Genomic DNA, 15,387 nt, shown 5'->3' on the forward strand with positions numbered 1-15,387 from the left:
GACAGGAGACCTTCGTGCTGTCCGTCGCACTGCGCTACAATCCTGCGCCTTTGCTGCCAGTCGGCTTTAATCTACCCATCAGGCCCGCCCCGCCAACGCCGGCAGGCCCGAACAGCGAGGTACTTCCATGGTCCACAGCATGACCGCCTTCGCCCGCGTCGAAAGTGCCGGAGCCCGGGGCACCCTGAGCTGGGAACTGCGCTCGGTCAACAGCCGCTACCTGGAACCGCACCTGCGCCTGCCCGAATCGTTCCGCGACCTCGAGGGCGCAGTGCGTGAAGCCCTGCGCCAGGGCCTGTCCCGCGGCAAGCTGGAATGCACCCTGCGCTACACCGAGGAAACCAGCGGCCAACCGCTGCAGATCGACCGCGAACGCGCCACGCAACTGATCGCCGCCGCCGAGACCGTCGCCAGCCTGATCAAGCAGCCGGCCGCCCTGAACCCGCTGGAAGTCCTCGCCTGGCCCGGCGTTCTGGTGGCCGATGCGAGCGATCCGCAGGCCCTGAACAACCAGGCCCTGGCGCTGTTCGCCGATGGCCTGAAGGAACTCAAGAAGGGCCGTGAGCGCGAAGGCGCGGAACTGGCCCGCCTGATCAGCGAGCGCCTGGCCTCGATCGAGGAGGACGTCGCGACCCTGCGCGAGCAGGTACCGCAGATGCTCGCCACCCAGCGCCAGAAGATCCTCGACCGCTTCGCCGACATGCAGGCCGAACTGGACCCGCTGCGCCTGGAGCAGGAAATGGTCCTGCTGGCGCAGAAGAGCGACGTGGCCGAAGAGCTCGACCGCCTGGGCACCCATATCATCGAAGTGCGTAGGGTGCTCAAGTCCGGCGGAGCCGCCGGAAGGCGCCTGGATTTCCTGATGCAGGAACTCAACCGCGAAGCCAACACCCTCGGCTCCAAGGCCTTCGACCCACGCAGCACCGCCGCCGCGGTCAACCTCAAGGTGTTGATCGAACAGATGCGCGAACAAGTACAGAATATCGAGTAAGGCTACCCCGACATGACCCAAAGCACTGGCACCCTCTACATCATTTCCGCACCGTCGGGCGCAGGCAAGACCAGCCTGGTCAAGGCCCTGATCGATGCCGAGCCACAGATCCGCGTCTCAGTCTCGCACACCACCCGCGCCATGCGCCCGGGCGAGACCGACGGGGTGAACTACCACTTCGTCGACCGCGCCGAATTCCTGCGCCTGACCGAACAGGGCGACTTCCTCGAGCAGGCCGAAGTCTTCGGCAACCTCTACGGCACCTCCCAGAGCAGCCTGCAGCAGACTCTGGACGCCGGTCACGACCTGATCCTGGAAATCGACTGGCAAGGCGCCGAGCAGGTCCGCCGGCAGATGCCCCACGCCCGCTCGATCTTCATCCTGCCACCGAGCCAGCAGGCCCTGCGCCAGCGCCTGAACAACCGCGGCCAGGACAGCGACGAGATCATCGAGGGGCGGATGCGCGAGGCCGTCAGCGAAATGAGCCACTACGTCGAATACGATTTCCTGATCATCAACGACAATTTCGCCCACGCCCTGGACGATCTCAAGGCGATTTTCCGTGCCAACCGCCTGCGGCAGCAGCCACAGCAACAGCAACACGCCGCCCTGCTGAGCGAATTGCTGGCCTGAAACAAAGACTTTCCAAAAGCGTCGCAAGGGCTTTACATTGCACCTTGTGGCGCACCGGAATCTCTGCTGAAAAAATCAGCGCTTCCCTAATCGCTGGTGATTTTTTAAACTGTTGAGTCCGCTCGCCCATCCGGGCAGCCCGCCTACCGCATTTGCTACGAGGAACACCATGGCCCGCGTAACCGTTGAAGACTGCCTAGAACACGTGGATAACCGTTTCGAGCTGGTCATGCTCTCCACCAAGCGTGCTCGTCAACTGGCGACCGGCGGCAAAGAGCCGAAAGTGGCATGGGAAAACGACAAGCCTACCGTCGTTGCCCTGCGTGAAATCGCCGAAGGCCTGGTGAACTACGAAATGATCGCCAACGAGGAGATCGTCGAAGACGAACCTCTGTTCGCGGCTTTCGAGGACGAGTCCAACGAGGCCGTCTAAGCCTATGCCTGGTCGACGTAGCACGGCGCAGGGTACAAGGCTTCGGCCGGGGGAAACCTCATGCCGAGCATAGACGCCCTCGCCGATCGCTTATCGACCTACCTCGGTGCCGACCAGGTCAACCTGGTCCGCCGGGCGTACTTCTACGCCGAACAAGCCCACGACGGCCAGCGCCGTCGCAGCGGCGAAGCCTACGTCACGCACCCGCTGGCGGTGGCCAGTATCCTTGCCGACATGCACATGGACCATCAGAGCCTGATGGCCGCGATGCTGCATGACGTGATCGAAGACACCGGAATCGCCAAGGAAGCGCTGCAGGCGCAGTTCGGCGAGACTGTGGCCGAGCTGGTCGACGGGGTCAGCAAGCTGACCCAGATGAATTTCGAGACCAAGGCCGAGGCCCAGGCGGAAAACTTCCAGAAGATGGCCATGGCCATGGCCCGCGATATCCGCGTGATCCTGGTCAAGCTCGCCGACCGCCTGCACAACATGCGCACCCTGGAAGTGCTGTCCGGGGAAAAACGCCGGCGTATCGCCAAGGAAACCCTCGAGATCTACGCCCCCATCGCCAACCGGCTGGGCATGCACGCGGTACGTATCGAGTTCGAGGACCTGGGCTTCAAGGCGATGCACCCGATGCGCTCGGCGCGCATCTACCAGGCGGTCAAGCGCGCCCGTGGCAACCGCAAGGAAATCGTCAACAAGATCGAGGAATCCTTGAGCCACTGCCTGGCGGTGGACGGCATCCAGGGCGAAGTCAGCGGGCGGCAGAAGCACCTCTACGGCATCTACAAGAAGATGCGCGGCAAGCGCCGGGCCTTCAACGAGATCATGGACGTCTACGCGTTCCGGGTCATCGTCGACAAGGTCGACACCTGCTACCGCGTGCTCGGCGCCGTGCACAACCTGTACAAGCCGCTGCCCGGCCGTTTCAAGGACTACATCGCGATTCCCAAGGCCAACGGCTACCAGTCGCTGCATACCACGCTGTTCGGCATGCACGGCGTACCGATCGAGATCCAGATCCGTACCCGCGAAATGGAAGAGATGGCCAACAACGGCATCGCCGCCCACTGGCTGTACAAGTCCAGTGGCGACGAGCAGCCCAAGGGCACCCATGCCCGGGCCCGCCAGTGGGTCAAGGGCGTGCTCGAGATGCAGCAACGCGCGGGCAACTCCCTCGAATTCATCGAGAGCGTGAAGATCGACCTGTTCCCGGACGAGGTCTACGTGTTCACGCCCAAGGGCCGGATCATGGAGCTGCCCAAGGGCTCCACGGCGGTCGACTTCGCCTACGCGGTGCACACCGACGTGGGCAACAGCTGTATTGCCTGTCGGATCAATCGCCGTCTCGCACCGCTGTCCGAACCGCTGCAAAGCGGCTCCACGGTCGAGATCGTCAGCGCCCCGGGCGCCCGGCCGAACCCGGCGTGGCTCAATTTCGTGGTCACCGGCAAGGCCCGCACCCATATCCGCCACGCCCTGAAGCTGCAACGCCGTTCCGAGTCCATCAGCCTCGGCGAGCGCCTGCTGAACAAGGTGCTCAACGGTTTCGACAGCGCCCTGGACAAGATTCCGGTCGAGCGCGTGCAGTCGATCCTCCATGAGTACCGCCTGGAGTTGATCGAGGACCTGCTCGAGGATATCGGCCTGGGCAACCGCATGGCCTATGTGGTGGCTCGCCGCATGATGGGCGAAGGCGAACAGTTGCCCAGCCCCGAGGGCCCGCTGGCGATCCGCGGCACCGAAGGCCTGGTGCTCAGCTACGCCAAGTGCTGCACGCCGATTCCGGGCGACCCGATCGTCGGTCATCTGTCGGCGGGCAAGGGCATGGTCGTGCACCTGGAAAACTGCCGCAATATCAGTGAAATCCGCCACAACCCGGAAAAATGCATCCAGTTGTCGTGGGCCAAGGATGTCACCGGAGAATTCAACGTCGAGCTGCGTGTCGAGCTGGAGCACCAGCGCGGCCTGATCGCCCTGCTGGCCAGCAGCGTCAACGCGGCCGACGGCAATATCGAAAAAATCAGCATGGACGAACGCGATGGTCGCATCAGCGTGGTCCAGCTGGTGGTCAGCGTGCATGACCGTGTGCACCTGGCCCGCGTGATCAAGAAACTGCGCGCCCTGACCGGGGTCATCCGCATCACCCGCATGCGCGCATAGCCCGCCTCGCCTGTAAGGACTTCACCATGCGCAAAGCGCTAGCCCTCCCGCTGTTCGCCCTCCTGCTTGGCGGTTGCGCCAGCGATCCCGCCAAATATGACGTCAGCGGCACCTGGATCAACCAGGTGGCCATCGACGCGGCCGTGAAAAAGGGCAGCCTGCGCGAAGCCCTGGAAACCTACGGGCCGAACCTGGAGTGGAGCATCGACACCCGCAACGGCCAGGCCAAGTACAGCAATGGCTTCGAGCGCCCCGAAGGGCACGTGCGCGCCGACGGCAAGCAGTGGCATGTCGACTTCTACGGCAGCGCCGGTACCTCGCTGGCTCGCGATGGCAAGGAGCTGATCCAGGGCGCCAGCGACTCCGAGCCCGAGCAGCCCTTCGTCCGTGCCCCTAGCGAACTGCCGGCCAATGCCCCGGTCGGCGCCAGCTTCGAGCAGGCGCTGTATTCGGCCTTCATGGGTGGCGACTGGAAAATCGTCAGTGGCCCGGGTGAAGGCGCCGCAGTGAAGTTCCTCCCGGACGGCCGCCTCGAGGGCCTGCCGGGTGCCGACCGCTACGCCCTGTGCCTGGCGGGCGACTGCGCCTCGATGAGCGGCCAGAACGACAGTATCTGGCTGCAGCAGGGCGACCACGGCAATGCCTGGATTTTCGCCCGCAAGGGCAAGCAACTGGAAATCTTCCAGGCACTGAACTCGGCCGCGGCCGACGAGCAACCGCAGCTCTATCCCGGCAACCGCCAGTGGTTGCTGGAGAAGTAACCACACCGAATCCGTAGGAGCCGGCTTGCCGGCGGAGGCGCCCTCAAGGTCGCCAAAGGCGCCGCTGGCAAGCCAGGCTCCTGCATGAGAAGAGCGAGGCGGTCAGCGCTCCCCGAGAATCGCCGCATACCCCTCGCGATAGCTGGGGTAACGTGGAATCCAGCCCAGGGCCCGCGCCCGGGCATTGCTGCAACGCTTGCTGCCGGTACGGCGTACGCTGGCCTCGGCATCCCACTCGGTCACCCCCAGGTATTCGCGCAGCCAGGCCACCACTTCGGCCAACGGTGCCGGCGCATCATCGACGCCGATATAGCAATCCTCCAGCACCTGGCCCGCCCGATCGGCCTCCAGCAGGAAGGCCAGCAACCCGGCGGCGTCGTCGGCATGGATGCGATTACCATACAGCGGCGGCTCGACAGCCACCCGGTAGCCACGGCGCACCTGGGTCAGCAGCCATTCGCGGCCTGGTCCGTAAATGCCGGTGAGACGCACCCGGCTCGCCGCAATACCACTGTCGAGCGCCAGTTGCTCGGCCTCGAGCATCAGGCGCCCGGAATACCCCTCGGCCTCGGTCGCCGACGTCTCATCCACCCACTCGCCCTGCTGCTGCACATAGACACTGCTGCTGGACACGAACAGCAACCGCCGCGGCCGCTGCCCGGAGGCCTCCAGCCAGCTCAGGACGTGGCGCAGCCCGTCGACATAGGCCGCTCGATAGCCAGCCTCGTCATGATCGGTCGCGGCCGCGCAATAGACCACGTAATCCAGCGAACCCAGCGGCCAGCCCGCAGGTCGCTGCGCCGTGAACAGGTCGCCTGCCACGCCGTGCACACCCTCCGGCAGTCGGGAAATCGAGCGGCGCAAACCGTGCACCTGCCACCCCTGGCCCAGCAATTGGCTCGCCAGGCGACAACCGACATCACCGCAGCCGGCGATCAGAACAGAAGGAGCAGACATCGGAAACCTCCACATAAATGGGCGCAGCCTAGCGTCAGGAATGGACGAGTGGCTAGCAAGCGAAGAAAAAAAGAGACTCTATTACTTCTGTTAACAAGAATTACTTGCAATAATGAGGAACCATTTGTTCTCGGCCCAACGAGGCCTGGAAGGACAAGACCCTCTTCTACTTCGCTCAGGTCCGGCCAGCATGACACGCATTCACTCCTCCGCCTCGCCAACACAGTCCCATAGCCCATCGCGCGCTTGGCGCTCGGTTGCAGCGGTACTGCTCAGCCTGTTGCTGGCCCCGACCGCCGCCTTCGCCGACGAGCCGGCCAACCATACCGTACCGGCTGCCACCGCCGCCGCGCCAACTGCCCCGGCCGCGACCTCGCCTGCCGTGACGCCGGTCGCCACCGAACAGGCTCCGGCAGAAAACGCCGCGCCAGCCGACACCTCCGAAGCCGACGCACTGCCAGCCGAAGGCAACAGCCTGGGCATGGCGCACGACCTGTCCCCCTGGGGCATGTACCAGAATGCCGACATCATCGTGAAAATCGTGATGATCGGCCTGGCCATCGCCTCGATCATCACCTGGACCATCTGGATCGCCAAGGGCTTCGAACTGCTGGGCGCCAAGCGTCGCCTGCGGGTCGAGATCGCCAACCTGAAGAAAGCCGTCACCCTCAAGGACGCCAGCGCCACCGCCGGCAAGGAAGGCACCCTGGCCAACCTGCTGGTGCACGACGCCCTCGAGGAAATGCGCCTGTCGGCCAACAGCCGTGAGAAGGAAGGCATCAAGGAACGCGTCAGCTTCCGCCTGGAGCGCCTGGTAGCCGCCTGCGGCCGCAACATGAGCAGCGGCACCGGCGTACTGGCAACCATCGGTTCCACCGCGCCGTTCGTCGGTCTGTTCGGTACCGTGTGGGGCATCATGAACAGCTTCATCGGCATCGCCAAGACCCAGACCACCAACCTCGCGGTGGTTGCCCCAGGTATCGCCGAAGCCCTGCTGGCGACCGCCATCGGCCTGGTCGCGGCGATTCCGGCCGTGGTGATCTACAACGTCTTCGCCCGCTCCATCGCCGGCTACAAGGCCCAGGTTTCCGACGCATCGGCCCAGGTCCTGCTGCTGGTCAGCCGTGACCTCGACCACCTGCCAGCCGAGCGCAGCAACGCCCAGCAGCCGCACATGGTCAAGGTAGGTTAATCGGTCATGGGTCTGCATTTGAAGGAAGGCGCGGACGACGAGCTGTCCGAAAACCACGAAATCAACGTCACGCCGTTCATCGACGTGATGCTGGTGCTGCTGATCATTTTCATGGTCGCGGCGCCCCTGGCCACCGTGGACATCAAGGTCGACCTGCCCGCCTCGACGGCCAAGCCGTCGCCGCGTCCGGAGAAACCGGTGTTCCTCAGCGTCAAGGCCGACCAGAAGCTGTTTCTCGGCGAGGAAGAGGTCAAGGCCGAGTCGCTGGGCCAGGCGCTGGATGCCAAGACTCACGGCAAGAAAGACACCACCATCTTCTTCCAGGCCGACAAGGGCGTGGACTACGGCGACCTGATGCACGTCATGGACGCGCTGCGCGCCGCCGGTTACCTGAAGGTCGGCCTGGTCGGACTTGAGACGGCAGCCAAGAAATGATCACGACGCGCCACAAACTGACGCGTTACGGCGGTAGCCTGGCGCTGGTACTGGGCGTTCATGCGGTGGCGATCCTCGCCGCCCTGAACTGGTCGGTGTCCAAGCCGATCGAACTGCCGCCGCAGGCGATGATGGTCGAGCTGGCCCCGCTGCCGCCCGCGCCACCACCGCCGCCGCCACCCAGGGTGGTGACCCCGCCGAAACCGCCGGAGCCGGAGGAAGAACTGCCGTTGCCGAAGCTGGCCGAGGCGCCGAAACCGACGATCTCGGTACCCAAGCCGGTCAAGCCCAAGCCCAAGCCACAACCGCCCAAGCCGGAAGTGAAGAAGGAACCGGAGAAGGAAAAGCCCAAGGAAGAGAAACCTTCCGAGGAGCCGCCGAGCCCGCGCCCACCGGAGAAATCCGCAGCACCGGCACCGGGCCCGTCGCCCCAGCAGCTAGCCGCCAAGGCCAGTTGGGAAGGCACCCTGATGGCACATCTGGGCAAGTACAAGAAGTACCCGGTTTCCGCCCTGCAGCGCGGCAAGGAAGGCCTGAACCGCCTGCGCTTCGTCGTCGACGCCGAAGGCAAGGTGCTTTCCTATGAGCTGATCGGCCGCTCGGGCAACGCCGACCTGGATCGGGCTACTCTGGAAATGATCCGCCGCGCCCAACCGCTGCCCAAGCCACCCGCCGACATGCTGACCAACGGCAGCATCGAGATTAATGCGCCGTTCGTCTACTCCATCGACAAGCGCAACCGCTAGCACCTCCCCGAATCCCACGCCCTGCGTGGGATTCCTTTTTCTGCGGGGTGCTGTTGATACGGCGCATCGCCATTAACGACAATCTTCACCAATCCTTCACCTGATAACGTGCGTCTATCGATTGCAGCCGTTATGCTTGGTCGGCAACCTCATGGACGCTTGCTATGACCCTGACAGAACTACGCTACATCGTTACCCTCGCCCAAGAGCAACATTTCGGCCACGCGGCCGAACGCTGCCATGTCAGCCAGCCGACCCTGTCAGTGGGCGTGAAAAAACTGGAAGACGAACTGGGCGTACTGATCTTCGAACGCAGCAAGAGCGCCGTGCGCCTGACTCCGGTGGGCGAAAGCATCGTCGCCCAGGCGCAGAAGGTACTGGAACAGGCCCAGGGCATCCGTGAACTGGCCCAGGCCGGGAAAAACCAGCTGACCGCCCCGCTGAAGGTCGGTGCGATCTACACCGTCGGCCCGTACCTGTTCCCGCACCTGATCCCGCAACTGCATCGGGTCGCCCCGCAGATGCCGTTGTACATCGAGGAAAACTTCACCCATGTACTGCGCGACAAGCTGCGCAACGGCGAACTGGACGCGGTGATCATCGCCCTGCCGTTCAACGAGGCCGACGTGCTGACCCTGCCGCTGTACGACGAACCGTTCTACGTGCTGATGCCGGCCTCGCACCCCTGGACCCGCAAGGAGACCATCGACAGCGCCTTGCTCAACGACAAGAGCCTGCTGCTGCTCGGCGAAGGCCACTGCTTCCGCGACCAGGTCCTGGAAGCCTGCCCGACCCTGGCCAAGGGCACCGAGGCGGCCAAGCACACCACGGTCGAGTCCAGCTCGCTGGAAACCATCCGTCACATGGTCGCCTCCGGTCTCGGCGTCTCGGTACTGCCGCTGTCGGCGGTGGACAGCCACCACTACGCGCCCGGCGTCATCGAGGTGCGTCCGCTGACCCCACCGACCCCGTTCCGTACCGTGGCCATCGCCTGGCGCGCCAGCTTCCCGCGGCCCAAGGCGATCGAGATCCTCGCCGATTCGATCCGCCTGTGCTCGGTGGCCAAGCCGCCCGTTGCGAGCTGAATGCCGTGACCGAGCTGTCGCAGGTGTCCGTCACGGCACTCAAGGGTGTCGGCGAAGCCATGGCCGAGAAACTGGCCAGGGTCGGCCTGGAGACCATCCAGGACGTGCTATTCCACCTGCCCCTGCGCTACCAGGACCGTACCCGCGTCGTTCCCATCGGCGCCCTGCGCCCTGGCCAGGACGCGGTGATCGAAGGTGTGGTCAGCGGTGCCGACGTGGTCATGGGCAAGCGCCGCAGCCTCCTGGTGCGCCTCAACGACGGCACTGGCAGCCTGAGCCTGCGCTTCTACCACTTCAGCAATGCGCAGAAGGAAGGCCTCAAGCGCGGCACCCATGTGCGCTGCTACGGCGAGGCCCGCCCCGGCGCCTCGGGGCTGGAAATCTATCACCCGGAATACCGTGCACTGACCGGCGATGAACCGCCGCCGGTGGACCAGACCCTGACGCCGATCTATCCGCTGACCGAAGGCCTGACCCAACAGCGCCTGCGCCTGCTGAGCCAGCAGAGCCTGGCAATGCTCGGCCCGCGCAGCCTGCCGGACTGGCTGCCGCGCGAACTGGCCAGCGACTATCAACTGGCACCGCTGGACGATGCAATCCGCTACCTGCACCAGCCGCCGGCCGATGCCGACGTCGAGGAGTTGGCCCTCGGTCATCACTGGGCCCAGCATCGCCTGGCCTTTGAAGAGCTGCTCACCCACCAGCTGTCCCAGCAGCGCCTGCGCGAAAGCCTGAGGGCCCTGCGCGCCCCGGCGCTGCCGAAAGCGCGCAAGTTGCCCGCACAGTTTCTCGCCAACCTTGGCTTCCCGCCGACCGGCGCCCAGCAACGGGTCGGCAACGAGGTCGCCTACGACCTCAGCCAGCCCGAGCCGATGCTGCGGCTGATCCAGGGCGACGTTGGCGCGGGCAAGACCGTGGTCGCCGCCCTCGCCGCCCTGCAGGCGCTGGAAGCCGGCTACCAGGTCGCGCTGATGGCACCGACCGAGATCCTCGCCGAACAGCACTATCTCAATTTCCAGCGCTGGCTGGCACCGCTGGGCATCGAAACCGCCTGGCTGGCCGGCAAGCTCAAGGGCAAGGCACGGGCCAGCGCCCTGGAGCAGATCGCCAGCGGCACGCCGATGGTGGTCGGCACCCACGCACTGTTCCAGGACGAAGTGCAGTTCAAGAACCTGGCCTTGGTGATCATCGACGAACAGCACCGCTTCGGCGTCCAGCAACGCCTGGCCCTGCGCCAGAAAGGCGTGGGCGGACAGATGTGCCCGCACCAGTTGATCATGACCGCCACGCCGATCCCGCGGACCCTGGCGATGAGCGCCTACGCCGACCTCGATACTTCGATCCTCGATGAGCTGCCACCCGGCCGGACCCCGGTGAACACCGTGCTGGTCGCCGACAGCCGGCGCTTCGAGGTGGTCGAACGGGTCCGCGCCGCCTGCGCCGAGGGGCGCCAGGCCTACTGGGTGTGCACACTGATCGAAGAGTCCGAGGAGCTGACCTGCCAGGCTGCCGAAACCACTTTCGAAGAACTGACCGCCGCTCTCGGCGAGCTGCGGGTCGGGCTGATCCATGGGCGCATGAAAGCCGCAGAGAAAGCCGCGGTCATGGCCGAGTTCAAGCTCGGCAACCTGCAACTGCTGGTCGCCACCACCGTGATCGAGGTCGGCGTCGACGTGCCCAACGCCAGCCTGATGATCATCGAGAACCCCGAGCGCCTGGGCCTGGCGCAACTGCACCAGTTGCGCGGCCGGGTCGGTCGGGGCAGCGCCGTCAGCCACTGCGTGATGCTCTACCATCCGCCGCTGTCGCAGATCGGCCGCCAGCGCCTGGGCATCATGCGCGAGACCAACGACGGCTTCATCATCGCCGAAAAGGACCTGGAACTGCGCGGCCCCGGGGAAATGCTCGGTACCCGCCAGACGGGCCTGCTGCAGTTCAAGGTGGCCGACCTGATGCGCGACGCCGACCTGCTCCCCGCCGTACGTGATGCGGCCCAGGCCCTGCTGGCTCGCTGGCCGCAGCACGTCAGCCCATTGCTGGAGCGCTGGCTGCGCCACGGCCAACAATACGGCCAAGTGTGATAGACCTCACATTTTGTGGACCAACCAGTCGGACAAGCTGGTTATACTGCGGAGATTGTAGGAAGCCGGATACAGACCATGACTGAAGTTGCCCTCATCGATGCAACCCCGCACACCCCGTCTGTGGTTCGAATGCTGCTCGACAAGCTCGCCATCAACTATCGCGAAGTCACGGACTCGCCGAGCCTGCCGGCTGCGCGCAAGGTTCAGGCCGTGCTGCTCGATGACGCAGTCGGTGCGCTCATGGTCCTGTTTGCCCAGAACCAGCTGCTCGACCTCAACCGCCTGGCCGAACTCACCGGTCGACGCCTGACGGCCGTCTCGACCGAACGCCTGGAGCGCATGCTCGGCAAACACAGCCTGCACCTGCTGCCAGGCCTGCCGGCACTGACCAGCTCTCCCTGCCTCTACGAAGAACAGCTGCTGCGCGAACCGAGCCTGCTGATCAACTCCGGTGAAACCGGCCTGCTGCTGGAAATCGCCACCGAAGACTTCAAGAGCATGCTGACCAAGGCCAGCGCCGCCAGCTTCGGCGAGGCCGTGGGCAACATCCGGCCCAACCTCGACCGGCCGGACGACGACCGCAAGGAAATCACCCAGGCCGTCCAGGTATTTACCGCCCGACGCATCCAGCAGCGCCTGGAAGCGACCATCGAGATTCCACCGCTGGCGGAAACCGCGCAAAAGATCATCAAGCTGCGCGTCGATCCCGATGCAACCATCGACGACATCACTGGCGTGGTCGAGACCGACCCGGCCCTGGCCGCGCAAGTGGTGAGCTGGGCGGCGTCGCCGTACTACGCCTCGCCGGGCAAGATCCGTTCGGTGGAAGACGCGATCGTGCGGGTGCTGGGTTTCGACCTGGTGATCAACCTGGCGCTCGGCCTGGCCCTGGGCAAGACCCTGAGCCTGCCCAAGGACCAGCCGCAGCACAGCACGCCGTACTGGCAGCAGTCGATCTACACCGCTGCGGTGATCGAAGGCCTGACCCGTGCCATGCCACGCGCGCAGCGCCCGGAAGCCGGGCTGACCTACCTGGCCGGCCTGTTGCACAACTTCGGCTACCTGCTGCTGGCCCACGTGTTCCCACCGCATTTCTCGCTGATCTGCCGCCACCTGGAGGTCAACCCGCACCTGTGCCACAGCTATGTCGAGCAGCACCTGCTCGGCATCAGTCGCGAACAGATCGGTGCCTGGCTGATGCGTTACTGGGACATGCCGGACGAACTGGCCACCGCGCTGCGCTTCCAGCACGATCCGCACTACGACGGCGCCTACGCCGAGTACCCGAACCTGGTCTGCCTGGCGGTACGCCTGCTGCGCAGCCGCAACATCGGTTCCGGGCCGGACGAGGAAATCCCCGACGCCCTGCTCGACCGCCTGGGCCTGAGCCGCGACAAGGCCGAGGACGTGGTGAACAAGGTACTCGAGGCCGAAGTGCTGCTGCGTGAACTGGCTTCGCAGTTCAGCCAGCACTGAGCCCCCGACAACTTTAGGACCCGAACCGATCGTTCCCACGCTCCGCGTGGGAATGCCTCTCTGGATGCTCGGCGTCCGCTCTTGTGACGCAGAGCGTCACGGGCTGCATTCCCACGCAGTGCGTGGGAACGATCATCGGTTCAGCCAGTACTGAGCTCCCCCAACGACTGCAGGACCCGGACACCGATCGTTCCCACGCTCCGCGTGGGAACGCCTCTCTGGATGCTCGGCGTCTGCTCTTGTGACGCAGAGCGTCACGGGCTGCATTCCCACGCAGAGCGGGGGAACGATCATCAGTTCAGCCAGTACTGAGCCCCCGACGACTGCAGGACCCGGACACCGATCGTTCCCACGCTCCGCGTGGGAACGCCTCTCTGGACGCTCGGCGTCTGCTCTTGTGACGCAGAACGTCACGGGCTGCATTCCCACGCAGAGCGGGGGAACGATCATCGGTTCAGCCAGTACTGAGCTCCCCAACGACTGCAGGACCCGGACACCGATCGTTCCCACGCTCCGCGTGGGAACGCCTCTCTGGATGCTCGGCGTCTGCTCTTGTGACGCAGAGCGTCACGGGCTGCATTCCCACGCAGAGCGTGGGAACGATCATTAGTTCAGCCAGCACTGAGCCCCCGACGACTGTAGGACCCTGACACCGATCGTTCCCACGCTCCGCGTGGGAATGCCTCTCTGGATGCTCGGCGTCCGCTCTTGTGACGCAGAGCGTCACGGGCTGCATTCCCACGCAGAGCGTGGGAACGATCATTAGTTCAGCCAGTACTGAGCCCACCGACGACTGTAGGACACGGACACCGATCGTTCCCACGCTCCGCGCGGGAATGCCTCTCCGGACGCTCGGCGTCCGCTCTTGTGACGCAGAGCGTCACGGGCTGCATTCCCACGCGGAGCGTGGGAACGATCAAGGGAGGTGACGCTTCAGGCCTTCTTTTTCTTCGGCTTGAGGTACTTGGTCAGCCCCTGGAACCAGATCACCAGCGCCGGATTACCCTTGATCTGAATCGACTTGTCCTGAATCCCCGTCATGAACGCCAGCTGCTTGTTCTTCGCCTGCAGCGTGGCGAAGCCGTACGCGGCATCCTTGAAGCCGATGGCGAACGCCGGCTCCGGATGGGTTCCGGACTGGCTGGTGATACGTTGATCCTTGACGGTGAAGTGACGGGCGATCTTGCCGTCCAGGGTCTGCAGCTGGAACACCAGCGCCTTGTCGGCCAGTTGCTGCTGGAATGCGGGGTTGTTGCGGCTGGCCCGGGCCATCAGCAAGCCCATCGCCCAGAGAAGAAAACGGAATTTCATGCACAACGCCTCGGCAGAAAAATGAAAGTGCCGGCGCAGTGTAGCGGTTTGTTCGAAGAACGCCACCGATCTCCTTCTTTACAAGAAGATCGGCTGGCGTTTGCCACTTATATCAGCACGTTCGTGACCAAGCGGTCACTCAGACGTTCGGGCAAGGCACCGGTGCCCAGTCGCCCAGGTCCGGGTTCTTGCACATGCTGTTGACCTGCGATTGGCCTGCGGTGGCGACGTCCTGGCTCGCCGCTTTCTTGGCATTGGCGTCCTGCAGGGTCTTCTCGGTGGCGACTGCCTCGCTCGGCACGGTCGGCAGTTGCTTCTTGGCGACCTTGGCTGGCGGCTTCTTGCCCTTGGTCTTGCCGGTGGTCGGCGCGATCACCGGTGCGGTGTCGGCGGTCGCCACGGTGACCACGTCGGTACGTTGCACGCCGACCTGACGCAAATCCTGCTCGTAGGCCTGGGTGTAGTTGTTCAGGTCTTCGGCGTTGCGGCCGTTGACCGCGACGATCAGGTCATTCGACTCCTTCAGGCCAGCAACGATTTCCGCCAGGCGCTTGCGGCCTTCGGCGTCGCCGATGGTCTTGGCCTTGCGGGCCGACACCAGGTTGGCGAACTCACGCTGGTAGCAGCTCTGCGAGGCGCGGGCGTAGGCGGTGTTGCGGTCCATCTCGGCGGCGCTCTTGCTGATGTCGCCGGCATAGGAGCTGATGCGCTGCTTGTCGTCGGCGATCTGCTTCTGCTTCTCGGTGTAGTAGCCCGCCGCACCGCCGGCCAGCGCACCACCGGCAGCGCCGATGGCGGCGTTGCGGCCACGCTTGCTCGAGTCATCGCCGGTCAACGCGCCGAGCGCGGCACCGCCCAGGGCACCGATCACCGCACCGGTGGCGATGGAACGGGTCATGTCCGAATCGGTGGCACGCAGGTGTTGCACCGGCTCGTAGCAGGTCGGGTAGTACTCGACCTTGGTGCTGGCACCGACCTTGGACGTCGGCGAAGTGGCGCAACCGCCCATCAGCACGGTGCTGAATCCGGCGGCAACCCACAGCGCGGCACGGCACCGCGAGGTTGTAACAAGGGGTTTGCTGGAGAAAATCATGTTCATGTTTCCTTTCTTGGTTTG

Annotated in this window: 14 protein-coding genes; 11 read left to right on the forward strand and 3 right to left on the reverse strand. The window is 64.7% G+C overall.

Going from position 1 to position 15,387, the window contains the following annotated elements; translation table 11 throughout:
- Positions 1-127: 127 nt before the first annotated feature.
- From HU752_RS00195 to HU752_RS00215, 5 genes are all read left to right on the forward strand, one after another.
- A complete protein-coding gene (locus HU752_RS00195) occupies positions 128-991 on the forward strand; it encodes a YicC/YloC family endoribonuclease (RefSeq protein ID WP_186687702.1) in 864 nt (287 codons plus the stop codon).
- A 12-nt stretch (positions 992-1,003) separates the two neighbouring features.
- Positions 1,004-1,624, forward strand: coding sequence for a guanylate kinase (gene gmk / locus HU752_RS00200; protein ID WP_186687705.1), 621 nt, complete (start codon positions 1,004-1,006; stop codon positions 1,622-1,624).
- Between the two features lie 169 nt (positions 1,625-1,793).
- A complete protein-coding gene (gene rpoZ, locus HU752_RS00205) occupies positions 1,794-2,057 on the forward strand; it encodes a DNA-directed RNA polymerase subunit omega (RefSeq protein ID WP_026144814.1) in 264 nt (87 codons plus the stop codon).
- Between the two features lie 60 nt (positions 2,058-2,117).
- On the forward strand, positions 2,118-4,223 hold the full coding sequence (gene spoT, locus HU752_RS00210; protein WP_186687708.1) for a bifunctional GTP diphosphokinase/guanosine-3',5'-bis pyrophosphate 3'-pyrophosphohydrolase: 2,106 nt from the start codon (positions 2,118-2,120) through the stop codon (positions 4,221-4,223).
- Positions 4,224-4,249: 26 nt separating this feature from the next.
- Entirely contained in the window at positions 4,250-4,984 is a 735-nt protein-coding gene (locus tag HU752_RS00215) for a hypothetical protein (protein WP_186687711.1), read from the forward strand.
- Between the two features lie 102 nt (positions 4,985-5,086).
- On the opposite strand, the gene HU752_RS00220 is transcribed toward HU752_RS00215, so the two are convergent.
- Complete coding sequence (locus HU752_RS00220; protein ID WP_186687714.1) at positions 5,087-5,941, reverse strand: SDR family oxidoreductase; 855 nt, start codon at positions 5,939-5,941, stop codon at positions 5,087-5,089.
- Between the two features lie 190 nt (positions 5,942-6,131).
- Between HU752_RS00220 and exbB the strand changes: the two genes are divergently transcribed.
- The 6 genes from exbB to HU752_RS00250 all read left to right on the forward strand — a co-directional run bounded on the left by exbB (position 6,132) and on the right by HU752_RS00250 (position 12,959).
- The gene (gene exbB, locus HU752_RS00225) at positions 6,132-7,133 is read left to right on the forward strand and encodes a tonB-system energizer ExbB (RefSeq protein WP_186687717.1); all 1,002 of its coding nucleotides are present in this window, start codon (positions 6,132-6,134) and stop codon (positions 7,131-7,133) included.
- Positions 7,134-7,139: 6 nt separating this feature from the next.
- Positions 7,140-7,568: a TonB system transport protein ExbD gene (gene exbD, locus HU752_RS00230; RefSeq protein ID WP_186687720.1), complete on the forward strand. Its 429-nt coding sequence runs from the start codon at positions 7,140-7,142 to the stop codon at positions 7,566-7,568.
- Positions 7,565-8,314, forward strand: a complete 750-nt coding sequence (locus HU752_RS00235; protein WP_186687723.1) for an energy transducer TonB family protein — start codon at positions 7,565-7,567, stop codon at positions 8,312-8,314. Before exbD ends, HU752_RS00235 begins: the two co-directional genes overlap by 4 nt.
- Positions 8,315-8,478: 164 nt before the next feature.
- Positions 8,479-9,399 carry a hydrogen peroxide-inducible genes activator gene (locus HU752_RS00240; RefSeq protein WP_186687726.1) on the forward strand — a complete coding sequence of 307 codons (921 nt, stop codon included), beginning with the start codon at positions 8,479-8,481 and terminating at the stop codon, positions 9,397-9,399.
- 5 nt (positions 9,400-9,404) lie between these two features.
- Positions 9,405-11,480 carry an ATP-dependent DNA helicase RecG gene (gene recG / locus HU752_RS00245; RefSeq protein WP_186687736.1) on the forward strand — a complete coding sequence of 692 codons (2,076 nt, stop codon included), beginning with the start codon at positions 9,405-9,407 and terminating at the stop codon, positions 11,478-11,480.
- Positions 11,481-11,558: 78 nt separating this feature from the next.
- The gene (locus tag HU752_RS00250; RefSeq protein ID WP_186687729.1) at positions 11,559-12,959 is read left to right on the forward strand and encodes an aminoacyl-tRNA deacylase and HDOD domain-containing protein; all 1,401 of its coding nucleotides are present in this window, start codon (positions 11,559-11,561) and stop codon (positions 12,957-12,959) included.
- Positions 12,960-13,892: 933 nt separating this feature from the next.
- Here HU752_RS00250 and HU752_RS00255 read toward each other — a convergent pair.
- Together HU752_RS00255 and tagQ are read right to left on the reverse strand one after the other, a co-directional pair.
- Complete coding sequence (locus HU752_RS00255) at positions 13,893-14,270, reverse strand: helicase (RefSeq protein ID WP_186683661.1); 378 nt, start codon at positions 14,268-14,270, stop codon at positions 13,893-13,895.
- Between the two features lie 139 nt (positions 14,271-14,409).
- Positions 14,410-15,363 (reverse strand): type VI secretion system-associated lipoprotein TagQ, encoded by a 954-nt coding sequence (gene tagQ, locus HU752_RS00260; protein ID WP_186683754.1) that lies wholly within the window; start codon positions 15,361-15,363, stop codon positions 14,410-14,412.
- Positions 15,364-15,387 lie beyond the last annotated feature (24 nt).

Source organism: Pseudomonas vanderleydeniana (genome assembly GCF_014268755.2).
Lineage (GTDB): Bacteria > Pseudomonadota > Gammaproteobacteria > Pseudomonadales > Pseudomonadaceae > Aquipseudomonas > Aquipseudomonas vanderleydeniana.